Origin of the sequence: Melghirimyces profundicolus (assembly GCF_003054245.1) — a bacterium.
GTDB lineage: Bacteria > Bacillota > Bacilli > Thermoactinomycetales > DSM-45169 > Melghirimyces > Melghirimyces profundicolus.
The window spans coordinates 40452-59973 of the sequence record NZ_QBKR01000003.1 but is presented as its reverse complement, the minus strand read 5'-3'; the positions used below and the strand labels follow the sequence as shown (position 1 = coordinate 59973).

At 53.0% G+C, this 19522-nt stretch carries 20 protein-coding genes and 1 riboswitch; of the genes, 3 read left to right on the top strand and 17 right to left on the bottom strand.

The window, feature by feature from the left end:
* Positions 1 to 53: 53 nt before the first annotated feature.
* From C8P63_RS02960 to C8P63_RS02945, 4 genes are read right to left on the bottom strand one after another with little or no spacing between them, the layout of a single operon-like run.
* Positions 54 to 1067 (bottom strand): ABC transporter ATP-binding protein, encoded by a 1014-nt coding sequence (locus C8P63_RS02960; RefSeq protein ID WP_108021854.1) that lies wholly within the window; start codon positions 1065 to 1067, stop codon positions 54 to 56.
* A gap of 12 nt (positions 1068 to 1079) precedes the next feature.
* Positions 1080 to 2039, bottom strand: a complete 960-nt coding sequence (locus C8P63_RS02955; RefSeq protein WP_108021853.1) for an ABC transporter ATP-binding protein — start codon at positions 2037 to 2039, stop codon at positions 1080 to 1082.
* Between the two features lie 11 nt (positions 2040 to 2050).
* Entirely contained in the window at positions 2051 to 2935 is an 885-nt protein-coding gene (locus C8P63_RS02950) for an ABC transporter permease (RefSeq protein WP_211308232.1), read from the bottom strand.
* A gap of 19 nt (positions 2936 to 2954) precedes the next feature.
* Positions 2955 to 3962: an ABC transporter permease gene (locus tag C8P63_RS02945; protein WP_245920643.1), complete on the bottom strand. Its 1008-nt coding sequence runs from the start codon at positions 3960 to 3962 to the stop codon at positions 2955 to 2957.
* A gap of 256 nt (positions 3963 to 4218) precedes the next feature.
* On the opposite strand from C8P63_RS02945, the gene C8P63_RS02940 reads away from it, so the two are divergent.
* Positions 4219 to 4797, top strand: coding sequence for a GbsR/MarR family transcriptional regulator (locus C8P63_RS02940; protein WP_108021851.1), 579 nt, complete (start codon positions 4219 to 4221; stop codon positions 4795 to 4797).
* Between the two features lie 147 nt (positions 4798 to 4944).
* On the opposite strand, the gene C8P63_RS02935 is transcribed toward C8P63_RS02940, so the two are convergent.
* From C8P63_RS02935 to sufC, 10 genes are all read right to left on the bottom strand, one after another.
* Positions 4945 to 6609 carry a sodium:solute symporter family protein gene (locus C8P63_RS02935; RefSeq protein ID WP_108021850.1) on the bottom strand — a complete coding sequence of 555 codons (1665 nt, stop codon included), beginning with the start codon at positions 6607 to 6609 and terminating at the stop codon, positions 4945 to 4947.
* A 15-nt stretch (positions 6610 to 6624) separates the two neighbouring features.
* Positions 6625 to 6927 (bottom strand): DUF4212 domain-containing protein, encoded by a 303-nt coding sequence (locus tag C8P63_RS02930; protein WP_108021849.1) that lies wholly within the window; start codon positions 6925 to 6927, stop codon positions 6625 to 6627.
* A 27-nt stretch (positions 6928 to 6954) separates the two neighbouring features.
* Positions 6955 to 7131: a hypothetical protein gene (locus C8P63_RS18920; protein WP_170109460.1), complete on the bottom strand. Its 177-nt coding sequence runs from the start codon at positions 7129 to 7131 to the stop codon at positions 6955 to 6957.
* Between the two features lie 182 nt (positions 7132 to 7313).
* The gene (locus C8P63_RS02925) at positions 7314 to 8933 is read right to left on the bottom strand and encodes a sodium:solute symporter family protein (protein ID WP_108021848.1); all 1620 of its coding nucleotides are present in this window, start codon (positions 8931 to 8933) and stop codon (positions 7314 to 7316) included.
* Complete coding sequence (locus C8P63_RS02920) at positions 8930 to 9421, bottom strand: OsmC family protein (RefSeq protein ID WP_245920642.1); 492 nt, start codon at positions 9419 to 9421, stop codon at positions 8930 to 8932. The genes C8P63_RS02925 and C8P63_RS02920 overlap by 4 nt, the downstream gene beginning before the upstream one ends.
* Positions 9422 to 9512: 91 nt before the next feature.
* A riboswitch (SAM riboswitch) is annotated at positions 9513 to 9629 on the bottom strand.
* A gap of 237 nt (positions 9630 to 9866) precedes the next feature.
* Positions 9867 to 11294, bottom strand: a complete 1428-nt coding sequence (gene sufB, locus C8P63_RS02915; protein WP_108021847.1) for a Fe-S cluster assembly protein SufB — start codon at positions 11292 to 11294, stop codon at positions 9867 to 9869.
* 26 nt (positions 11295 to 11320) lie between these two features.
* Positions 11321 to 11758: a Fe-S cluster assembly sulfur transfer protein SufU gene (gene sufU / locus C8P63_RS02910; RefSeq protein WP_108021846.1), complete on the bottom strand. Its 438-nt coding sequence runs from the start codon at positions 11756 to 11758 to the stop codon at positions 11321 to 11323.
* Positions 11745 to 12965: a cysteine desulfurase gene (locus tag C8P63_RS02905; protein ID WP_108021845.1), complete on the bottom strand. Its 1221-nt coding sequence runs from the start codon at positions 12963 to 12965 to the stop codon at positions 11745 to 11747. Before C8P63_RS02905 ends, sufU begins: the two co-directional genes overlap by 14 nt.
* A gap of 209 nt (positions 12966 to 13174) precedes the next feature.
* A complete protein-coding gene (sufD, locus tag C8P63_RS02900) occupies positions 13175 to 14473 on the bottom strand; it encodes a Fe-S cluster assembly protein SufD (protein WP_108021844.1) in 1299 nt (432 codons plus the stop codon).
* Positions 14474 to 14489: 16 nt separating this feature from the next.
* Complete coding sequence (sufC, locus tag C8P63_RS02895) at positions 14490 to 15278, bottom strand: Fe-S cluster assembly ATPase SufC (RefSeq protein WP_108021843.1); 789 nt, start codon at positions 15276 to 15278, stop codon at positions 14490 to 14492.
* 256 nt (positions 15279 to 15534) lie between these two features.
* On the opposite strand from sufC, the gene C8P63_RS02890 reads away from it, so the two are divergent.
* A complete protein-coding gene (locus C8P63_RS02890; protein ID WP_108021842.1) occupies positions 15535 to 16059 on the top strand; it encodes a type 1 glutamine amidotransferase domain-containing protein in 525 nt (174 codons plus the stop codon).
* Between the two features lie 320 nt (positions 16060 to 16379).
* Positions 16380 to 16616 (top strand): hypothetical protein, encoded by a 237-nt coding sequence (locus C8P63_RS02885; protein WP_108021841.1) that lies wholly within the window; start codon positions 16380 to 16382, stop codon positions 16614 to 16616.
* Between the two features lie 54 nt (positions 16617 to 16670).
* Here C8P63_RS02885 and C8P63_RS02880 read toward each other — a convergent pair whose 3' ends face one another.
* The 3 genes from C8P63_RS02880 to C8P63_RS02870 are packed head-to-tail and all read right to left on the bottom strand — an operon-like array spanning position 16671 to position 19432.
* The gene (locus C8P63_RS02880; protein ID WP_170109459.1) at positions 16671 to 17546 is read right to left on the bottom strand and encodes a diacylglycerol/lipid kinase family protein; all 876 of its coding nucleotides are present in this window, start codon (positions 17544 to 17546) and stop codon (positions 16671 to 16673) included.
* Positions 17546 to 18328: an SDR family NAD(P)-dependent oxidoreductase gene (locus C8P63_RS02875; RefSeq protein WP_108021839.1), complete on the bottom strand. Its 783-nt coding sequence runs from the start codon at positions 18326 to 18328 to the stop codon at positions 17546 to 17548. The genes C8P63_RS02880 and C8P63_RS02875 overlap by 1 nt, the downstream gene beginning before the upstream one ends.
* Positions 18329 to 18343: 15 nt before the next feature.
* The gene (locus tag C8P63_RS02870; protein WP_108021838.1) at positions 18344 to 19432 is read right to left on the bottom strand and encodes a class II aldolase/adducin family protein; all 1089 of its coding nucleotides are present in this window, start codon (positions 19430 to 19432) and stop codon (positions 18344 to 18346) included.
* Between the last annotated feature and the right edge of the window lie 90 nt (positions 19433 to 19522).

Sequence of the window (19522 nt, the reverse complement as noted above, 5' to 3'; positions counted from 1 at the left end):
TGACACAACCGGAAAGGATAAGCAGGGTGGAAAGCATGACCATGAAGAACCGTTTACATTTGAACATCCATTTCCTCTCCTTCTCCCGTGAATCGATCGTTGTACAGATGACATTTCACTTGACGGCCCTCTCCCAGATCGTGAGTGGCGGGTGCATGGGTTTTACACTCCTCTGTTGCAAACTCACAACGCGGGTGAAAAGGGCAACCTGAAGGCGGGTTGATGGGACTGGGCACTTCCCCTTCCAAAAACCGAAGATCCTTTCTCTTATTCGGATCCGGAAGCGGAATGGATGACATCAACGCTTTTGTATACGGATGTTTCGGATCGTTGTAAAGTTCCTCCGTCGATGCCATCTCCACGATTTCCCCCAAATACATCACCCCGACCCGATCGCTGATATGCTTGACCACGCTCAGATCGTGGGAGATAAACACATACGTCAGACCCAATTGATCCTGCAGCCTTCTGAACATATTCAACACTTGAGCTTGAATGGAGACATCCAGAGCGGACACCGGCTCATCCGCGATAATCACTTCCGGATTTAACGCCAACGCTCGGGCAATCCCGATCCGCTGTCGTTGTCCACCGCTGAATTCATGCGGATACCGGTCATAAAACCGAGGATTAATGCCCACCAACGATAATAACTCTTGAACCCTTTCTTTCCTTTCCCTGGCCGTCCCCTTTCGATGAATCCATAAGGGTTCTCCCACGATGTTCCCGATTTTCCATTTCGGGTTGAGCGAAGCGTATGGATCCTGAAACACCGCTTGCATCTTTTTCCTTAACCGACGCATGTCGGAGTCATTGAGATCATAAATATTCTCGCCTCTGTAACGCACCTCCCCTCGATCCGCTTTCAGTAAATTCAATAACAATTTACGGGTCGTCGATTTGCCGCAACCACTTTCACCGACTAATGCCAGCGTCTCTCCCTCATACACGGAGAAGCTGATATTGTTCACGGCTTTTAGCCAATCCACTTGGCGACTGAGGAATCCTTTTTTGATCGGAAAGGATTTGGACAAGTGACGGACCTCGATCAATTTCTCTTCACTCATATTTCCAATCCCCTATTCGGAATAGAGTAAGCATCGGACTTTCGATTGCTCGACATCGAGAAGATTGATATCGGCTTTCTTACATGCTTTCATTGCTTTCGGACACCGATCGTAGAATCGGCAACCTTTAAATTCCTGTGAAAGCTCCGGAACCATGCCCGGAATTTCTTCCAACTCCCCTTGCTGCTCATCCATACGGGGAATGGTACGAATCAATCCCTGCGTATAAGGATGCTTGGGAGATTCAAAAAGCTCCTCTGTGGTCGTCCATTCGACCACTTGACCGGCATACATCACCGCCACATCATCGGCGACTTGTGAAATGACTCCTAAATCGTGGGAGATCATGAGAACAGCTGTGTTCAGTTTTTCTTGCAATTCCCGGATTAACGCCAAAATCTGTGCTTGAACGGTGACATCCAGTGCCGTCGTCGGTTCATCGGCGATTAAAAGTTCAGGATCACAGGCGATCGCCATCGCAATCATGATCCGCTGCCGGATCCCGCCACTCATTTGGTGCGGATATTCTCTAATTCTTCGCTCGCTATCGGGAATTTTGACTAAATCCATCAATTCCAACGTTCGGTCTCTGATCTCTTGCTTTGTCCCTCCCTGATGGTAGCGAATCACCTCTTCGATCTGCTCTCCTATCGTCAATACCGGATTTAAGGAGGTCATGGGATCCTGGAAAATCATCGAGATTTTGTCGCCTCTGATTCTCTCTAGTTCCTTCTGATCTTTTTGCAGCAGATCTTCTCCCAAAAAACCGATTTCACCGGAGATCCGGGCCTTCTCGGGTAAAAGTCTCATCACGGAAAGCGAGGTCACACTTTTACCACACCCCGATTCCCCCACCAAACCGAGTGTCTTTCCTTCGCCGATCTGTAAGTCGAGTCCGTCCACGGCTTGCACGAAACCCTCATCGGAATGAAACCCGACTTTCAGATTTTTGATATCTAAAACCGATTTCATATTCGGCCCCCTTAGACATCCATTTTCGGATCCAGCGCTTCTCTCAATCCGTCCCCTAATAAGTTGAATGCAAAAACGGTGAGAGCGATCATGATCCCCGGGAACACCGTCACCCACCATTGTCCGAGGATGATATAATCTCTGCCTTTACTCAGCATCGCACCCCATTCCGGTGTCGATGGATCAATCCCGATCCCCAAGAACCCCAGCGCCGATGTATAGAGAATGGCGTCAGCCAACAGCAAGGTCAGGTAAACCACGGATGGTGCCAATATATTGGGTAAAATATGGCCGATGATGATGAAGGAATTCTTTGCGCCTAAGGACTTACTCGCTTCAACGTAAGGAAGTTCTTTCACCGTTAAAACGGAACTTCTCACGATTCTCGCCATTTGCGGAATATAGATCAGCGCGATCGCCAACATCGCATTTTCCAGACCCGTTCCCAGGATCGCGATGACGGACAGAGCCAACAGCAACGGCGGAAAGGAGAGAAAGATGTCGGTGATCCTCATCAATATCAGGTCAATCATTCCCCCGTAATAAGCAGAGATTAAACCGAACAGAGTACCGAAAATGGCCGTAATCAAGATCACCGTATAACCGACCTTGAGCGAAATCTGAGCTCCGTAAACAATACGGCTGTATATATCCCGTCCCAGTTCATCCGTTCCCAGGGGATGATCAAAGTTGCCGGCCCAAAAGCCGGGCTGCAACCGATTCTCCGGTGAAGGATTGACCGGATCCTCCAGCGCAATCAACGGAGCCAATACACCCAGTAACATGATGACAATCACCAAAATGAAACTGGTAACCGCCAGTCGATTCTTTCTGAACTGTTTAAAAGCTTCACCGATAAACGATCGAGGTGCTTGTGCTGTCTTGTTTATGGACATAGTTTTCACCCTCATTCCCTCAGTATCGGATACGAGGATCCAGATAAGCGTAAAGAACATCGACAATGAGATTGACCACAATCATGATCAGGGTCGCGAGAAAGACCACTCCCTGTATCACCGGATAGTCTCGGTCATTGATCGAATCGATGATCAGCGAGCCGAGTCCCGGCCATGAGAACACTGTTTCCGTCAGGATCGAGCCTCCCATCAAAGAACCGATCTGAATCCCCAATACCGTAACCACCGGGATCAGTGCATTCCTTAACGCGTGTTTGTAAATAATTAAACGACCCGGAATTCCTTTGGCCCTGGCGGTTTTCATATAATCCTGCGAGAGAACTTCCAGCATACTGGAACGCGTGATCCGAACGACCATCGCTAAAGGAATCGTGGATAAGGCGACCGCCGGGAGAATCAAATGTTTGACTGCGTCCCCGAAAGCATACAAGTTACCGATCAACAGCGCATCCAGTAGATAAAACCCGGTCACGATTTGCATCCCACTGTCCATCGATATCCTTCCGGATACGGGCAACCATCCGAGAGTCGCCGCAAAAACGAAGATCAGCATGAGTCCGAGCCAAAAAACCGGAATCGATACACCGCCCAGCGAAAAGGTAATGCACAGGTAATCGATCAACGAATTTTTCTTGCGTGCCGCGATGACTCCCAAGGGAATGCCGACAACCACCGCAATCGATAACGCGGACAGAGCCAGCTCAACGGTAGCGGCGAAACGACTGCTGATTTCTGAAATGACGGAGGACCCGGTCGAAACGGATTTTCCGAAATCAAAGAATAATGCATCTTTTAGCCAATTGAAATATTGGACGGCCATCGGATCATTGAGTCCCAGTTGTTCACGCAAAGCTTCCACTTGCTCAGGGGTTCCCCGCGGATAGAGCATCAGTTGCGCAGGATCCCCGGGAATCAGGTGGATCATCAAAAAGACGAGAATCGACACACCGAGGAGCGTGGGAATCGCCCACAAGAAACGAATGAGAATGTAATTCAAGATGTTCATGACGTGATCACCAAATCCTCTTCGTATTCTTTGTCATCTAACGCGGCATTTTTTTTGCACGGGCAAAAAACGGTTTGATTGTCGGAGTAAAGTGTATAAAATATATAATTTATAAGTCAAATTTGTAAAATATATATTTTACGATATTTACACGATAAATGCTCGACTTAACGAGTAAATACTCCGATATGGAGCTGATTTGGGCGATTTACATCAAAACCAAGATTCAGTACAACAGTAAATAGAAAATATATAGATGGAAGTGATCAGGTTGAAGGGCTCCCATGAAGATCGATTAGATGTGATTAAAAGCCGTATTATCGAACAGATTGGCAACAATATGAAAATATATGGCGTATCCCAAACGACCGGACGAGTCATGGCCACCATCTATTACCACCAGAAACCGATGACGTTGGATGAGTTAAGCGAAGAAATGGGCATGACCAAAATGAGTATGAGTAATGCCGTGCGTGAACTGATGGATTTGGGTGTGGCTGAGAAGATTCATGTAAAAGGATCGAGAAAAGACCACTATGTCATCGAACAAGATTATTACCAGTTTTTTATTGACTTGTTTTGTACGAGTTGGAGCAAAACGACCCATGCAAAAGCAGCCACGCGGATGAAACTAAGCCGTGACTTGGAGGAAATCATCCAAGATGAAAATGCGGATCCGGAAACGAAAGAAGAGGCCAAAAAGATACTGGAAGAAAATCATAAAGCGATCGAATTCTTTAACTGGATCAATCGACTCATTCAGCACTTTGAGAGTCACGAAATTTTCAAGCATGTACCCATCAAAGAAGGGAATAAAAAAAGGGACCCATACTGAAAACAAGCGGCAGGGAAGCCTGCCGCTTGTTTTATTCGGAAGAACGGGATTCACTCTACATACCTCAACTGCGATACCCACCCCGGTTCCCCATCAACCGGCCGTTCACCGGCCGGTTTTTTCCCTCAAAATATCTCCGGGGAAAGGTCATCTGGTGGAAGAATCCTGCAGATAGACTTCCCCGTTTTTGTACATCATCTGCTCCGGATAGCGCAGGTCGGTCACCGAATCCTGGATTTCCTGTGAAGGAGCTGCGGTGGCCTTGGATACGAAATACACCATCAGGGTATTGACGATCACCCCGAAGATTCCGGCTCCGGTGTCGATCACTCCAAACAAGGTGAAACCGGTGTTTTTGGAGATCAGGATATATCCGAGGGTGACCGCCAGGCCCGAGAGCATCCCGGTAATCGCTCCCGCGGTGTTGGCCCGTTTCCACCAGACACCGAGGACCAGGACCGGGAAAAAGGTTCCCGCCGCCAGGGAAAACGCCCACGCCACGATTTGCGTGATCACCCCGGGGGGATCCAGCGCCACCAGACCGGCAGCCACCGTGGCAACGGCGATGGAGATCCGGGCGACGTTCAGACGTTTTTTCTCATCCGCGGTCTTATTGATGAGACGGTAATAGATGTCATGTGCGAAGGAAGAGGAGATGGCGATCAACAATCCGCCGGCAGTGGAGAGAGCGGCGGCCATCGCTCCCGCGGCGACGAGGCCGATGACGAAAATCCCCAGATTGGCGATCTCCGGTGTCGCCATGACGACAATGTCATTGCTGATGGTCAGCTCCGGCCATTGCAGGATACCGTCCCCGTTTTTGTCCGCCAGTTGCAATCCCCCGGTATCCACCCACGTTTTCGTCCATGCCGGCAGGCTGTCCAGGGGCTGTCCGGCGATTTGGGTCATCAGGTAAAAACGGGAGAAGGCGGCATAGGCGGGAGCCGACAGGTACAACAAACCGATGAACACAAGCGCCCAGGCTCCGCTCCAGCGGGCCGCCCGCATCGTGGTGACCGTGTAGAAGCGGACAATCACGTGGGGAAGCGCCGCCGTGCCGGCCATCAGACAGAACAGCAGTGCCAGGAATTGCACCTTGTTCTGTTGCTGGAAGGGGGCGAAGTATTCGCTCACCCCCAGCTCCCGGTCGAGTTCACCGAGCTTGGTGACGATCTCTCCGTAAGACATCCAGGGCAGCGGATTGCCCGTCAGTTGAAGGGACATGAATATCACGGGGATCAGATAGGCCGTGATCAGGACGATGTACTGGGCCACCTGGGTCCAGGTGATCCCCTTCATCCCGCCGAAGGTGGCATAAACGGCGATCACCGCCACCCCGATCAAGGTGCCGATCGTGGTGTTGATCTCGAACAAACGGCCGATCACCACACCCGACCCGGACAGCTGACCGATAATATAGACAAAGCTGACGATCATCGTCCCGACAGCTGCGATCAGCCGGGCCGTGTGGCTGTCAAAACGGTCCCCGATAAACTCGGGAACGGTGTACCGGCCCGATTTCCTTAACTGGGGCGCCAAAAGGAAGGTCAGAAGGAGATATCCCCCGGTCCAGCCCATGATGTAGGCCAGTCCGTCATATCCGAGCACCATCACCGTTCCCGCCATTCCGATGAAGGAAGCGGCACTCATCCAGTCAGCGGCGATGGCCATGCCGTTCCAGACAGGCGGAACCCCGCGGGAGGCAACGTAAAAGTCCGAGGTTTGTCTGGACCGGTTGTATACGGCGATCCCGATGTAGAGGGCGAAGGATGCCAGAATCAAGGCCAGCGATACGAAAAATTGGGTGTCCATGTCATTCCTCCCGTCTTATTGATCCAGCGTTTTGCCCACACTGATGCGCCGGTTGGTTTCCTCATCCACCCCGAACTCCCGGTCCAGTCGATCACTGATTACCGCATTGACAAACAGGAGAATGACAAAAATGGAAGCAGCTCCCTGCGCCCCCATGAAATAATGAAACGGCATCCCGTTCATTGTGAACCCACTCAGGAATTCCGCAAACATCACCACGCCAAAAGAAGCCAAAAAGCCGATGAACAGAAAAAGAAAGGTATACCGGACCTTTTTACGAAAATACAAATCGGCCACGGATTTGTCGATTTTCTTCACACACAACACCCACCTTTTCCGTGAAATTTAACGGAGACTGAAGATAAATCGGACCGTTTCCATGAAATCCAGGGGCACCATCACGATCTGCACGATCATGTATCCGAACAAGGTCAAAAACGGAATGGTCAGCATCCACGGCTTCCGGTAACGGAAAGTCGCGTACAGACAGCCGATGGTCACCGCCAGGAAAACAAACAACATCGAAGCTCCCCCTTCCCCTGAGCACGATTATACGGAATGCAAACAATTATGTAAAGATACGAAAAATTTGACCACTTTCAGTCCGTATGATATGAAGAGCTGGTTTCCGCAAAAGAAGACGAATCACTTACCGGCGGCCCAAAAAAACGACTCCCCCTTTCGGGGAGTTCTTGTGATTGTTTTCAAGCTGTTTGCTTATTTTCATTCCATTCCGCTCGAATCGAGACAGAAGAGTTCGTCAACGTAATGAGTGTGACAAACAACGCCATCAATAAACAAAACAGCGTTAAACCCAACAGTCCCAACGTATAAAGTGTATTAAAAGCAAGGATGTTCATCAACAGAAGACCTGCAAGGGTCACAAGACCCAACCAGGCCAGCCCGGATGACGGCCTAGAAAAAGTCAATCGCCTCCCCTGTTCCACTACCGTGATCAACACCATGAAGCTTACGTTGACGCCCATCCCGATCCATACAGGATGGATGTTAAGGAAAAATTCATCTGGCGACCAGTTACCCCAGTAATACCACAAGAGCCCCGAGGAAAACCCACCCGTCATCGAAATAAGGACACCTCTTTTACTGACGAGCGGCCAGAACAGCGCACCCAAAACCGGGGCAAACGTTGCCGAGTTACGGACAGTCCATGCTAAAATGTTCCACCATGCGGACTGCTCCGTCCTCAGTGTCCCGAAGAAAATCATCAGCCCGGTTAGAAGCAGTAATGACCACTTGGTGTACCGGATAAGTTGTTCATTCGTCGCTTTGGGGTTAAGAGCGCTCCCGACATCACGCCCCAAACTCGTGGAACCGGAAAATTGACAGGGAGCTCCCCAACTGAGTGCACACGACCAAATACCGAGAAAAAACAGACCGGCGAGCGGGGCCGGCAGCACTTGCATGATGTACTCCGAAATCCCCAGCAACCCTGCCCCGGCATCGGGTACAACAATTGCTGCGGACATCCCGAACAGAACACCGAGAACGATAAACGGAATTCCCATAACGACGGCCATTTTCAACCCCTTTTGTCCTTCTTTCACCGTACGGCAAGACAATGCCATTTGTAAGGCGGCTTGTGCCAGTAAAACGTTAACCAGAAATGTTCCAAACCAAGCCACAATTACTTGTAAGCCGACACTGTCCCAACTGAACATGGCCGGTTGTGTTACTGCCAACTGCTTCAAACCGTCAATACCGGGATTAATGAAAAACGCCACCGTCCCCACGATAAACATAAGGGCAAACATGAGCATATTCACACTTTGGGTAAACGCCACTGACCACATACCGCCTGCCTGAAGGTACACAAATAACAGCAAGGCGGTAATCGCGATCGCGAATGGCAAAGGGATGCCAGTAAAGACATGGATGCCGGAAGCAAACGCGATCGCTGTCGCCACCGACCACATCGGGAACGCAAAAGCGGTGATCGCCCCGCCTAACAGTTTGGCCTCCCGACCGTAGCGATCCCCGATCAGCCCTGAAATCGTCACCAACATCCGGTCGCGAAAAGGTCCAAGTAACACAAATGCGATAATTAAAACCTGAATGGTTTCAGCTACGCCGTACCAGGCGGCCGACATGCCCTGTACGTAGGATAATTCCAATATAGCGATATAGGTCGATCCCGAAAAAAGTCCAGTAATACAAACCGCTACATTCAGTGGAGAAAATTGGCGCCCGCCGATAAAGAAATCCTCACCCCGCGCCGCTTTACGTCTGGCAATATTGCCGGCTACTATTAAAAGCGCCGTATACACGGCTGCCAATCCCAATAACCATCCTCCATAAGCATTCATACATTTCGCCTCTCCTTTACATCTTCTTCGTCTGAAATATGCCAGTTCAGTTGTACGTCGATTCCCGCATCAACCAATAAGTTATACATGGGGCAACGCTTTTGGACTTCCGCCTGCAGATTGTCCAATCGCTCATTCGTCTCCTCCGTCACGAACGTAATATTATTCACCACTTTCTGGAAGTGGGGCAATACATCTGCGATGCCAAGCAGACCGCGCCGGTCTACAGTACCATACGATTCGATGACGACGTCTTTAAATAGGAATTGTTGTTCTTTAGCAACCATTTCAATGACCACTAATAAACAACCGTTAAACGCTCCAATGACATATTCCAGCGGTGTCGGTCCTTCGTTTGTCCCACCCAGCTTTTCCGGTTCATCAACCAGAAAGGTAAAATCCCGAACATATTGACGTGTTTTCATCTTTCCCAACCAGGAAGAACTTGCCTTTACCTTTCTGAGTTGGTTTTCAGATGTTTTGTTCACTAATAACCACCTTTTTTCATAAGTTTAGTTGGGATACAATCGTCAAAAAACCTCTTCCAACAAGGAAGAGGTTTGGTGAACATGCCGCTCTTCCTTATCTTCCAAACTGGAACAGTCTGCTGGAATTGGCACCGTTCTTATTTTTGGAAAAATAAGAGGTTGCCGCGGGATCATCGGACCAGGTTCCTCCCCCGACTCTCGATAAGGAATTGTAATATGCAGTTTTAAATTGGCTTTATCTTAGCTTAAGGCAAAAATACTGTCAAGTAATAAGGCTGTTGTTCGAAAAATCATTTCTACCCTGTCCACCTGCCTGAAGCTGTGCAATAAAAATACGTGTCCGAGCGGTACAAGCCGGACACGTATTTACAATTATCCGAAAACAATCGGTGGGCAAAAAGTGGCAAACCCACTTTTTGCACCCAGAACCCATGTGGCGTAAGCGTTAACCGATACTCCCTTCCATCTCGAACTTGATGAGACGGTTCATTTCCACCGCATATTCCATCGGAAGCTCTTTGGTGAAGGGTTCGATGAAGCCCATCACGATCATCTGGGTGGCTTCCTCTTCGCTGAGCCCGCGGCTCATCAGATAGAAGAGCTGCTCTTCCGACACCTTGGACACGGTGGCTTCGTGCTCCAGGGTAACGTCATCGGTTTTGATTTCGTTATAGGGAATCGTATCGGAGGTGGACTGATCGTCCAGGATCAAGGTGTCACACTCCACCTTGGCTTTGGAGCCGTGAGCGTTCTTGCCGAAGCTGGACAGCCCCCGGTAGGTGACCTTCCCGCCTTGTTTGCTGATGGACTTGGAAACAATTGTGGAGGTGCAGTTGGGAGCCAAGGCGGTCACTTTCGCACCCGCGTCCTGATGTTGGCCTTTGCCGGCCACCGCAATCGAGAGGACGTCGGCTTTGGCTCCTTCCCCCTTCATGATCACCGCGGGATATTTCATGGTCAGCTTGGAGCCGATATTACCGTCCACCCACTCCATGTGGGCCCCTTTTTCGGCGACGGCCCGTTTGGTCACCAAGTTGTAGACGTTGGGAGCCCAGTTCTGGATGGTGGTGTAACGGCAACGGGCGTGATCCTTCACGATGATTTCCACGACCGCGCTGTGGAGCGAATCCGTGCTGTAAATCGGCGCCGTGCAACCTTCCACGTAGTGGACGAAGGATTCTTCGTCGGCGATAATGAGTGTCCGTTCAAACTGCCCCATGTTCTGGGAGTTGATGCGGAAGTAGGCTTGCAGCGGGACTTCGCATTTCACGCCTTTCGGCACGTAAATAAAGCTTCCGCCGCTCCAGACGGCGCTGTTGAGTGCAGCAAATTTATTGTCGCTGGGAGGAACCACGGTGCCGAAATACTCCTTCACCAGTTCGGGATACTCTTTCACCGCGGTGTCGGTGTCACAGAAAATAACCCCTTGCTCCTCCAGCTCCTTCTGCATGTTGTGGTAAACCACTTCGGATTCGTACTGGGCGGAAACCCCCGCCAAAAACTTCTGCTCGGCCTCCGGGATCCCCAGGCGGTCGAAGGTGCGCTTGATCTCCTCGGGGACTTCGTCCCAGGAGCGCCCCTGCCGCTCCGAAGGTTTGACGTAATAGGTGATATCGTCAAAGTTCAGGTCATCCAGTTTGCCGGGGAGAATGGAGAACCATTTGGAATTCCGGGAGTTGGGCATCGGCATCTTGTAAAACTGATCCAGAGCTTTCAGACGGAACTCCAGCATCCAATCCGGTTCTTCCTTCATCCGGGAAATTTCTTCGACGACTTCCCGGGTCAGCCCCCGCTTCGACCGGAAAACCGATACGTCTTTATCATGAAAACCGTACTGGTATTCCGAAGAAATGTCGGGCAAATTCTTGGCCACTTCTCATCCCTCCTGTTGAGGTGGAATCAGCTCTTTTGAACCGATTCCTTCGCCCCTTTTTCCAGGGCTTTCCAAGCCAGTGTGGCGCATTTGATCCGCGCCGGAAACTTGGCGACGCCCTGAAGGGCTTCAATATCTTCCAGCGGGAATTCGTCCGGGTCGACGTCTTCGCCCTGCATCATCCTGGAGAACAGATCCACCAGGCGCAAGGCTTCATCGACCTCGAGCCCTTTGACGGCTTCCGTCATCATCGACGCGGAAGCCAGACTGATGGAACATCCTTCGCCGAGAAACTTGGCTTCTTCGATCTTGCCCTCTTCCACCCGCATCTGAACGGAGATCTTGTCACCGCAGGTCGGGTTATTCAGATCAACGGTGACCGTACCGTCTTCGATCCGGCCCCGGTTTCTGGGTTTTTGGTAATGGTCCATAATCACCCGGCGATAAAGATCATCCAAGGACATTGCCGAAATACTCCTTCGTCTTTTGTAACCCCTTCATCAGGCGGTCGATATCCGCCTCGGAATTGTAGAGGTGAAAGCTCGCGCGGGCCGTCGCAGAAACGCCCAGCCAACGCATCAAGGGCTGGCAGCAGTGGTGACCGGCCCGGACCGCGATCCCTTCCGCATCCAGGACCGTGGCCACATCGTGGGGATGGACGCCTTCGATGTTGAACGTGACCAGCCCCGTCCGGTCCGTGGTCGGACCGTATACGGTGAGGCCCTCGACCTCTTTCATCTTTTCCACGGCATAGGCGGCCAAACGCCGGTCATGAGCGTCCACCTCATCCATGCCCACGGACTCCAGGTAATCGACGGCCGCCCCGAGGCCGATCGCCCCGGCGATATTGGGGGTCCCCCCCTCAAACTTCCAGGGGAGTTCCTTCCAGGTGGACTCATACAGGTCCACATGGTCAATCATCTCACCCCCGAACTCGAAGGGCTCCATCTCTTCGAGGAGGGATTCTTTGCCGTACAGAACCCCGATCCCCGTGGGCCCCATCATTTTATGCCCGGAAAAAGCAAGGAAGTCACAATCCAAGTCCCGGACGTCCACTTTCATGTGAGGGACGCTCTGCGCCCCGTCCACCACCAGTACCCCCTGGTGCCGGTGAACCAGTCTCGCCAGCTCTTTGATGGGGAAAATGGTTCCCAACACGTTGGACACGTGTGCGATGGCCACCAGCTTGGTCCGTTCAGTGATCGTCTCTTCCGCTTTTTTCAGATCGAGGGTTCCGTCCGGCTCCAGGGGAAAGTACTTCAGTTGGGCCCCGGTCGCCCGGGCCACCTGCTGCCACGGAATCAGGTTGCTGTGGTGTTCCGAAGGGGAAATCACGATTTCGTCCCCTTCTTTCAGACGGGGCCGGGCGTAACTGGAGGCAATGATATTAAGGGCTGTCGTGGTCCCCCGTGTATAAACAATCTCCTTCACCGAAGCGGCATTGATGAAGCGGCGCACCTTTTCCCGTGCGCCTTCGTACCCGTCGGTCGCCTTGGTCCCGAGGGTGTGCACGCCCCGGTGGACATTGGAGTTGATCTCTTTGTAATAGCTTTCCACCGCCTCGATCACCTGAAACGGTTTTTGGGAGGTGGCGGCGCTGTCAAGATAAACCAGTGGGTTTCCGTTCACTTCCTGGTTCAGGATCGGAAAGTCTTTCGCATAGTGGCTCATCGAACCCTCTCCATCTTACCCCCTGCCTTGCGGCCAGGAGAAAAGTGTCTGCGGGCGCCATCCCGCGTTGGTTTCATCCTTTCGCACACCCTCCGTTTTCCCGGTGTGAAATTCCCTCACCCGGATCGGAGGGTTTATTTCCTATGCGCCGGCTCACGTTGGAATCACTTGTCTGAAGATGGTGAGATCGGGGAAACATCCCACGGTACTTATCCCAGTTTCCTTTCGATGATCCCGCTGATGCGTTCACGCAGGGATTCGAAGGGTATGGTATCCAACACCGGACCGACGAAGCCGAAAATGATCAGACGTTCCGCTTCCCGGCGGGAAAGCCCACGCGACATCAGGTAAAACATCTGAATCGGATCGATCCGGCCGACACTGGCCGCATGTCCCGCCTGAACGTCGTTTTCGTCGATCAGGAGAATCGGGTTGGCATCCCCCCGGGCTTCCCTGCTCAGCATCAACACCTTTTCGGCCTGAACGCCGTTGGCCTGTTTGGCCCCCTTTTCGATTTTGGTGATCCCGTTCAAAATCGACTGGGCCTGATCCTTCATGACGCCGCGGGCTGTGATGTCGCTTTCGGTCCGGGCTCCCCAGTGCCGAACCGTGGACGTAATGTTGGAGCGCAATTCTCCGGATCCCACGGTGATCGACTTAATCCGGGCATTTCCGCCGGTCCCTTTCATGTGGACCGTGTTATCGGAGATCGTGCGGCCGAAGTTCAGGTCACCCACGATCCATTCCAGGTCGGCGTCCCGGCCCGTCACCGTACGGCGGTACGCCACTTCCGTCGTTCCTTCGCCCTGGGTGTGAAGGGAAGCGATGCGCACCCGGGCATTGTCGCCGACAAAGACTTCCACGGCACCGTTGATGACCGCATCACTCTCCCGGTCGGAGACGAAATTGGCAACAACATTGAACTCGCTGCCGGTCTCCGCCACCACCAAAAGGTGGGGGAACGTACCGACCCCGTTGCCGCCGGCCCAGAAAAGGACCTGGAAGGGGACATCGACGGAGACGTTTTTCGGCACGTACAGGAACAGTCCACCGCTGAAAAGGGCGGCGTGCAGGGCGGCGAGTTTGTGCTCATCCGATCGGATGGCATCGGTCATGAAGTATTTTTTCACCAGCTCCTCGTGTTCCCGGGCGGCAGTGGCCAGGTCGGTGAAAATAACCCCTTTGGATTCAAGCGACTCGGCCAGCCGGCGGAACACCGGACTCGAATTTTTCTGCACAAAGACGGAATCCTCATCCTCCGCGGAGATAAACCGGCGGATGTCCTCCGGCATTTCATCGGTTGAGGCAACCGCCTTCTCTTGCCGGACCGGCTCGAAGTTGGTGAAGTTCCAACGGTCGATCCGCGTTTTTTCCAGTTTGGGCAGGTTCAGTCGGCCCGCCTGCTCAAGGGCGTTCAGCCGGCGTTGGAGCAGCCAATCGGGTTCTTGCTGGGACTGGGAAAGTTGGGTGACGGCTTGACGGTCGAAAAGTTGTTCCGTATCGATCATTCGCGACACCCCCGCCTTACGCCTTGCTCTCGACGGTTTCGTCTTCGATTCCCAACTCTTCTTTGACCCAGTCATACCCTTCGGCTTCGAGGCGTTCAGCCAATTCGGGACCGCCGGATTTGACGATCCGACCCTGCATCACCACGTGGACACGGTCGGGCTTGATGTAGTTCAAAAGCCGCTGATAGTGGGTGATGATCAGGAATCCGGTGTTGGGATTGCGCATGGAGTTGACGCCGTCGGCCACCACTTTGAGAGCGTCAATGTCAAGGCCCGAGTCAATTTCGTCCAGGATGGCGATGCGCGGTTCCAACATCATGAGCTGCAGGATTTCGTTCCGCTTTTTCTCCCCGCCGGAAAAACCTTCGTTCAGGTACCGGTTGGCGAAGGATTCATCCATCCCCAGCTGCGCCATCTTTTTGTCCAGTTGCTTCATGAATTTCATGATCGAAACTTCCTTGCCTTCGGGCTGCTTGGCATTCACCGCGCTGCGCAGGAAGTCGGAGTTGGTGACCCCGCTGATCTCGCTCGGATACTGCATGGCGAGAAAAAGGCCTTTTCTGGCACGTTCATCCACTTCCATCTCCAGCAAGTCTTCCCCGTCCAGGAGCACGCTTCCTCCGGTCACCTCATAACGCGGATGACCCATCAAGGCCTGGGCCAGCGTGCTTTTCCCGGTCCCGTTGGGACCCATGATGGCGTGGATTTCACCACCATTGACTTCAAGGTTAACGCCCTTGAGAATTTCTTTATCCTCAATGGAGACGTTCAGGTCTTTTATCTCGAGTTTGGGTGAGATCGACATCTCTGCATTCCTCCATTATCTCTATTCACCATATATATTGAACAAACAGGGCCCAAACGACCCCGTTTGCAGGTGTCAAGGGATATGTTACGATTACGGAAGACCGGCCGGAAGGTATTTAAAGTGATTCTCAACTGATTCTCATTTTATTCTATATTAGTTCCCCGAGGGATTCAAGGGATCCACTCTTTCTGTCTATTTTATGCAGGAACCGATTTCACCCGTCACGTCACCCATATCCGAGGAGGTTGTTCCCATGCGGCTGAAAGACAAACGAGTGGTCTGTCTCGTCGATCATGAATTTGAAGATCTGGAACTCTGGTACCCGGTGATCCGTCTTCGGGAAGAAGGAGCGGAGGTGGTGCTGGCCGGCCCCGAGGGACAGCGTTCCTATCAGGGAAAATTCGGGGTGCCCGCTGTCTCTGACGTGGCCTACGACGTGCTGAAGCCGGAAGACTTTGACGGCGTCCTGGTTCCGGGAGGGTGGGCTCCTGATAAAATCCGCCGATCGCCGAAGGTGCAGGCCTTTGTACGCGACATGGACGAATCCGGAAAACCCATCGGACAGATTTGCCACGCGGGCTGGGTCCTCATTTCCGCCGGCATCCTGAAAGGACGGAAAGTCACATCCACCCCGGGGATCAAAGACGACATGGCCAACGCCGGGGCCGAGTGGGTGGATGAAGCCGTCGTCGTCGACGGAAACCTCGTCTCCAGCCGCCGCCCGCCGGATCTCGCTCCCTACGCAAAAGCGTTCTGCGACCTTTTGGCGAAACGTTGAACGAAAAACCCATCCGCTGTATCGAATGCTATAAACAACGGCCGGGAGGGCGTTGCGCATTCTGCCCCCTTCACCGGAAAAACCGCCACTTATACCGTCCCGTCGGTAACGGGTGGTATGTGAAAACCGGGCCCGAGGAAAACCAGCCCTTCACCGATCGCGAGCCGGCGGATCCACCATACCCATCACCCCGGAAAAAGGGGTGATTTTTTGTATAAAAACAGAACCTCACCGGTACGTTAAAAGGGACACAAAGCTTGGTACAGAGCTGCCAGGACTCTTCGTTTCAACCGAAGAAACGGATCGGGAGGTTGTATCCATTGGCCGACATCGTCTCCGCCAAACTCGTACGGGAAGAGATCATCGACGACTTCAACTGGAGGGTGAACCGGAAAGAGATTGGTATTATATGGAAATATTCCCTCTGGGAATTCACCGATGCAGACGGAAATAAAAACTGGACGGAAAAAAGCCACGGCACCCTTCACCTTTATTTCATCTCCGTGCCTTTGACCGGGGAGGAGCGGAACCTCCCGTCTTGCCCCGACCCGGCGTAAGGAGATTCAACCGGGCCTCGTTCAACCGAACGGGGCCCGGTTTTAATCGATCCATCACCGTATCACATTCAAAGACCCGGGCCGCACCAAAATGGAGAGCGGGGTTTTTCCGATGATTTCTCCGTCGGCATGAACGACCAGGGGCGGATCCGCATCCACTTCCACCGCAAGTCCCCTTCGGATCTTGACCGAAGGATGGTGAACATGGTTCCCTTTAAAAACGGCCGGGAAAATTTTCAACACCTGCCCCCGCGAAAGTTCACTGACGCAACAGATGTCCAACCGGCCGTCATCCGGAAGAGCTCCGGGACAGATTTTCATTCCTCCGCCGTAGTTGGGAATGTTGCCGACGGCGATCAACCAAACCCGGTCATGTTCAAACCGGCTTCCGTCCAGCGTGAGAGAGACACGGGCCGGCCGATATTGTCTCAAGGCCTGGAAAAAGCCCGACAGATAAGCCAGCCGGCCCAACTTCCGGCTGAGAGCCGACCGATTGACCACTTCCGCCACCTGGCCGTCAAAACCGATGCCCGCAAACCCGATCAGGAAACGTTCACCAATGGACGCCGTGTCGATCCGGTGCACCTCATGCTTTAACACCCGTCGCAAAGCGGATCCGGGTGAGGAAGGGATTCCACAGGCGTGAGCAAAGTCGTTTCCCGTCCCGGCCGGTATATAACCCAGGGGCAGACCGGTCCCCACCAAGGCGTTCCCCGTTTCATGCACCGTCCCGTCCCCGCCCAGCGCCACCAAAGCCCGGACCCCGGATTGCCCCGTCGCCGACCGGGCCAGCTCCGTGGCGTGCCCGGCATGTTTCGTGAAATGAACCTGGTGGGGAATCCGATGCCGGGAGAGCAATCTCTGGATCCGGAACCAAACCTCTTCCCCCCGCCCGTTCCCGGACATCGGATTGACAATGAAAACATGCATCACCGGCTCCCCGCCTTTTCTTTTTCCCATTCCCTGTACAGGTGCCGGGTCAGTCGAAGATACAGGTCAGGAAACCAACGGCGGAACCGCATCGCCCAGCTGAGACTGCCCGGGATCACCTTCAGCCGGGGACGCTCCATCAGCCGGATGGCCTCACGGGCCACCGCTTTCGCATCCAGCAACTCACGGGCCAGCAAAGCCGGGAACAGGCGGGAGGGCTCTTTCCCTTGAAAGAAGGAGGTGCGCACCGGCCCCGGGCATAATACTCCCACCTGGACCACCGGGGCGTACTCCAAGTGGAGGGATTCGGAAAACCCCACCAACGCAAACTTTGAACCCACATACGGGGCCAGATTGGGACTTCCGGAGAGGCCTGCCACCGATGCGATATTGATCACCCGTCCTTTCCCCTGCTGTAGAAAGTGGGGAAGAAGAGCCAGGGTCATCCGGACCGTCCCCAGATAATTGGTCTCCATCATGGACCCGTACTCCTCCACCGGAGTATCCAAAGCCCCGCCGAATTTACCGTAGCCGGCGTTGTTAACAAGAACATCCACCCGGCCGAAGCGCCGAATCACCTCCGTCACCAGCTCTTGTACTGCTTCCCCGTTGGTGACGTCACAGGGAAAGCTCTCTCCCGTGCCCCACTCTTCCTTCATCTCCCGCAACGTTTCCGCGTTTCGGGCCACCATCAGGGGGAAATCTCCTCTGCCGGCCAGCTCTCTGGAGATCTCTTTGCCGATCCCTTTGGAGGCACCCGTAACAAGCACGATTCGTGACATGGTCCAAGCTCCTCTTTACGACATGGGAACCTGGGGCAGGATTTTTCCTTCAATCCGTTCAAAAATATCGTCCAGGTCCCGGCCCGTGATCGTCAGACCGTGGTTTTTCAGTCCGACAACCGTCCGGGAAGGGTCCTCCGCTTTGCGGATCTGTTCGGCCACGGCTTCCGCCAACTCAACCGTGCCACAAGGGTAATTGATCTCCGTGGATGGCACTCCCTCCATCCAGGCATGAACATGAACGATGGCCCCCACTTCGGGATGTTCCGTATAAATCATCCAATGTTCGATCGCATCCACCGACGCCCGCTTCGGTTCAATGTGGGGAGGCACGCTGATCTTCATCGCCGGCGCTTCATGGTCAAAGCCTTTAATTAACAACATATCCCGGCCGATTTCGTGCAAATTGGCCTTGTTGACCCCCCGGGCGCTCATCCAGAACCGGTTCCCTTCCTTGCGGGAACTTAAGTTTCCGTAACTGAGCCCCCCGATCCCGTAAAGACGCTGGATATGGCGGTAGTCCTTTGGAGGCAGCAATTCCTGGATCGGAAAGGGGGCGGGCAACAAGTCCAGCTGATCGAGCTTTTTTCCGGCCCGGTGAATGCTCCGTGTCATCTCATCCCCTTCCCATAAGGATTCCGGAAGGTCGGGATGAAAGATATTGTCAATGACCAACCGGGAGGTCGCCAAGGGACGCAAACGTTCAAACACCCGATCGAAATAAGATTCCTGCTTCGGGGTACCGACGATGGGATACCACCCCTGCTCCAGGGTAACAAAATAAGTTTCCGGCTCACTGCCGGATGAATCCAGGTAGATCATCAGATTCCCCAGGGAACGGATCAGGAGGGGATAAGCGGCGGACTGGACGTTGTCGACCGGACGGTCGTTTTCCGCCACCGTCACTACAAAGGTTCCCTTTCCACTCCGTCGAAAATGACGAGGAGAGGCCGGATCGACAAAGTTGAACACCACTTGGACGTCCGGTTTCACTTCTTCATCCCATGCAAATCCGTGGCTCTCCATTTTCCGTCGGATCCCCGACGCAAAAAGCTCCAACCACGAGGCATTTTGACGATGACCCACAAAGGAAAAGGTACTCATCCATTACCACTCCCCGATTAACAGGTTTGTTCTTATATACTTTCCAAATCGTGGTTTTTTATGATCCTCCCTTATGTTTTTTACCGATGA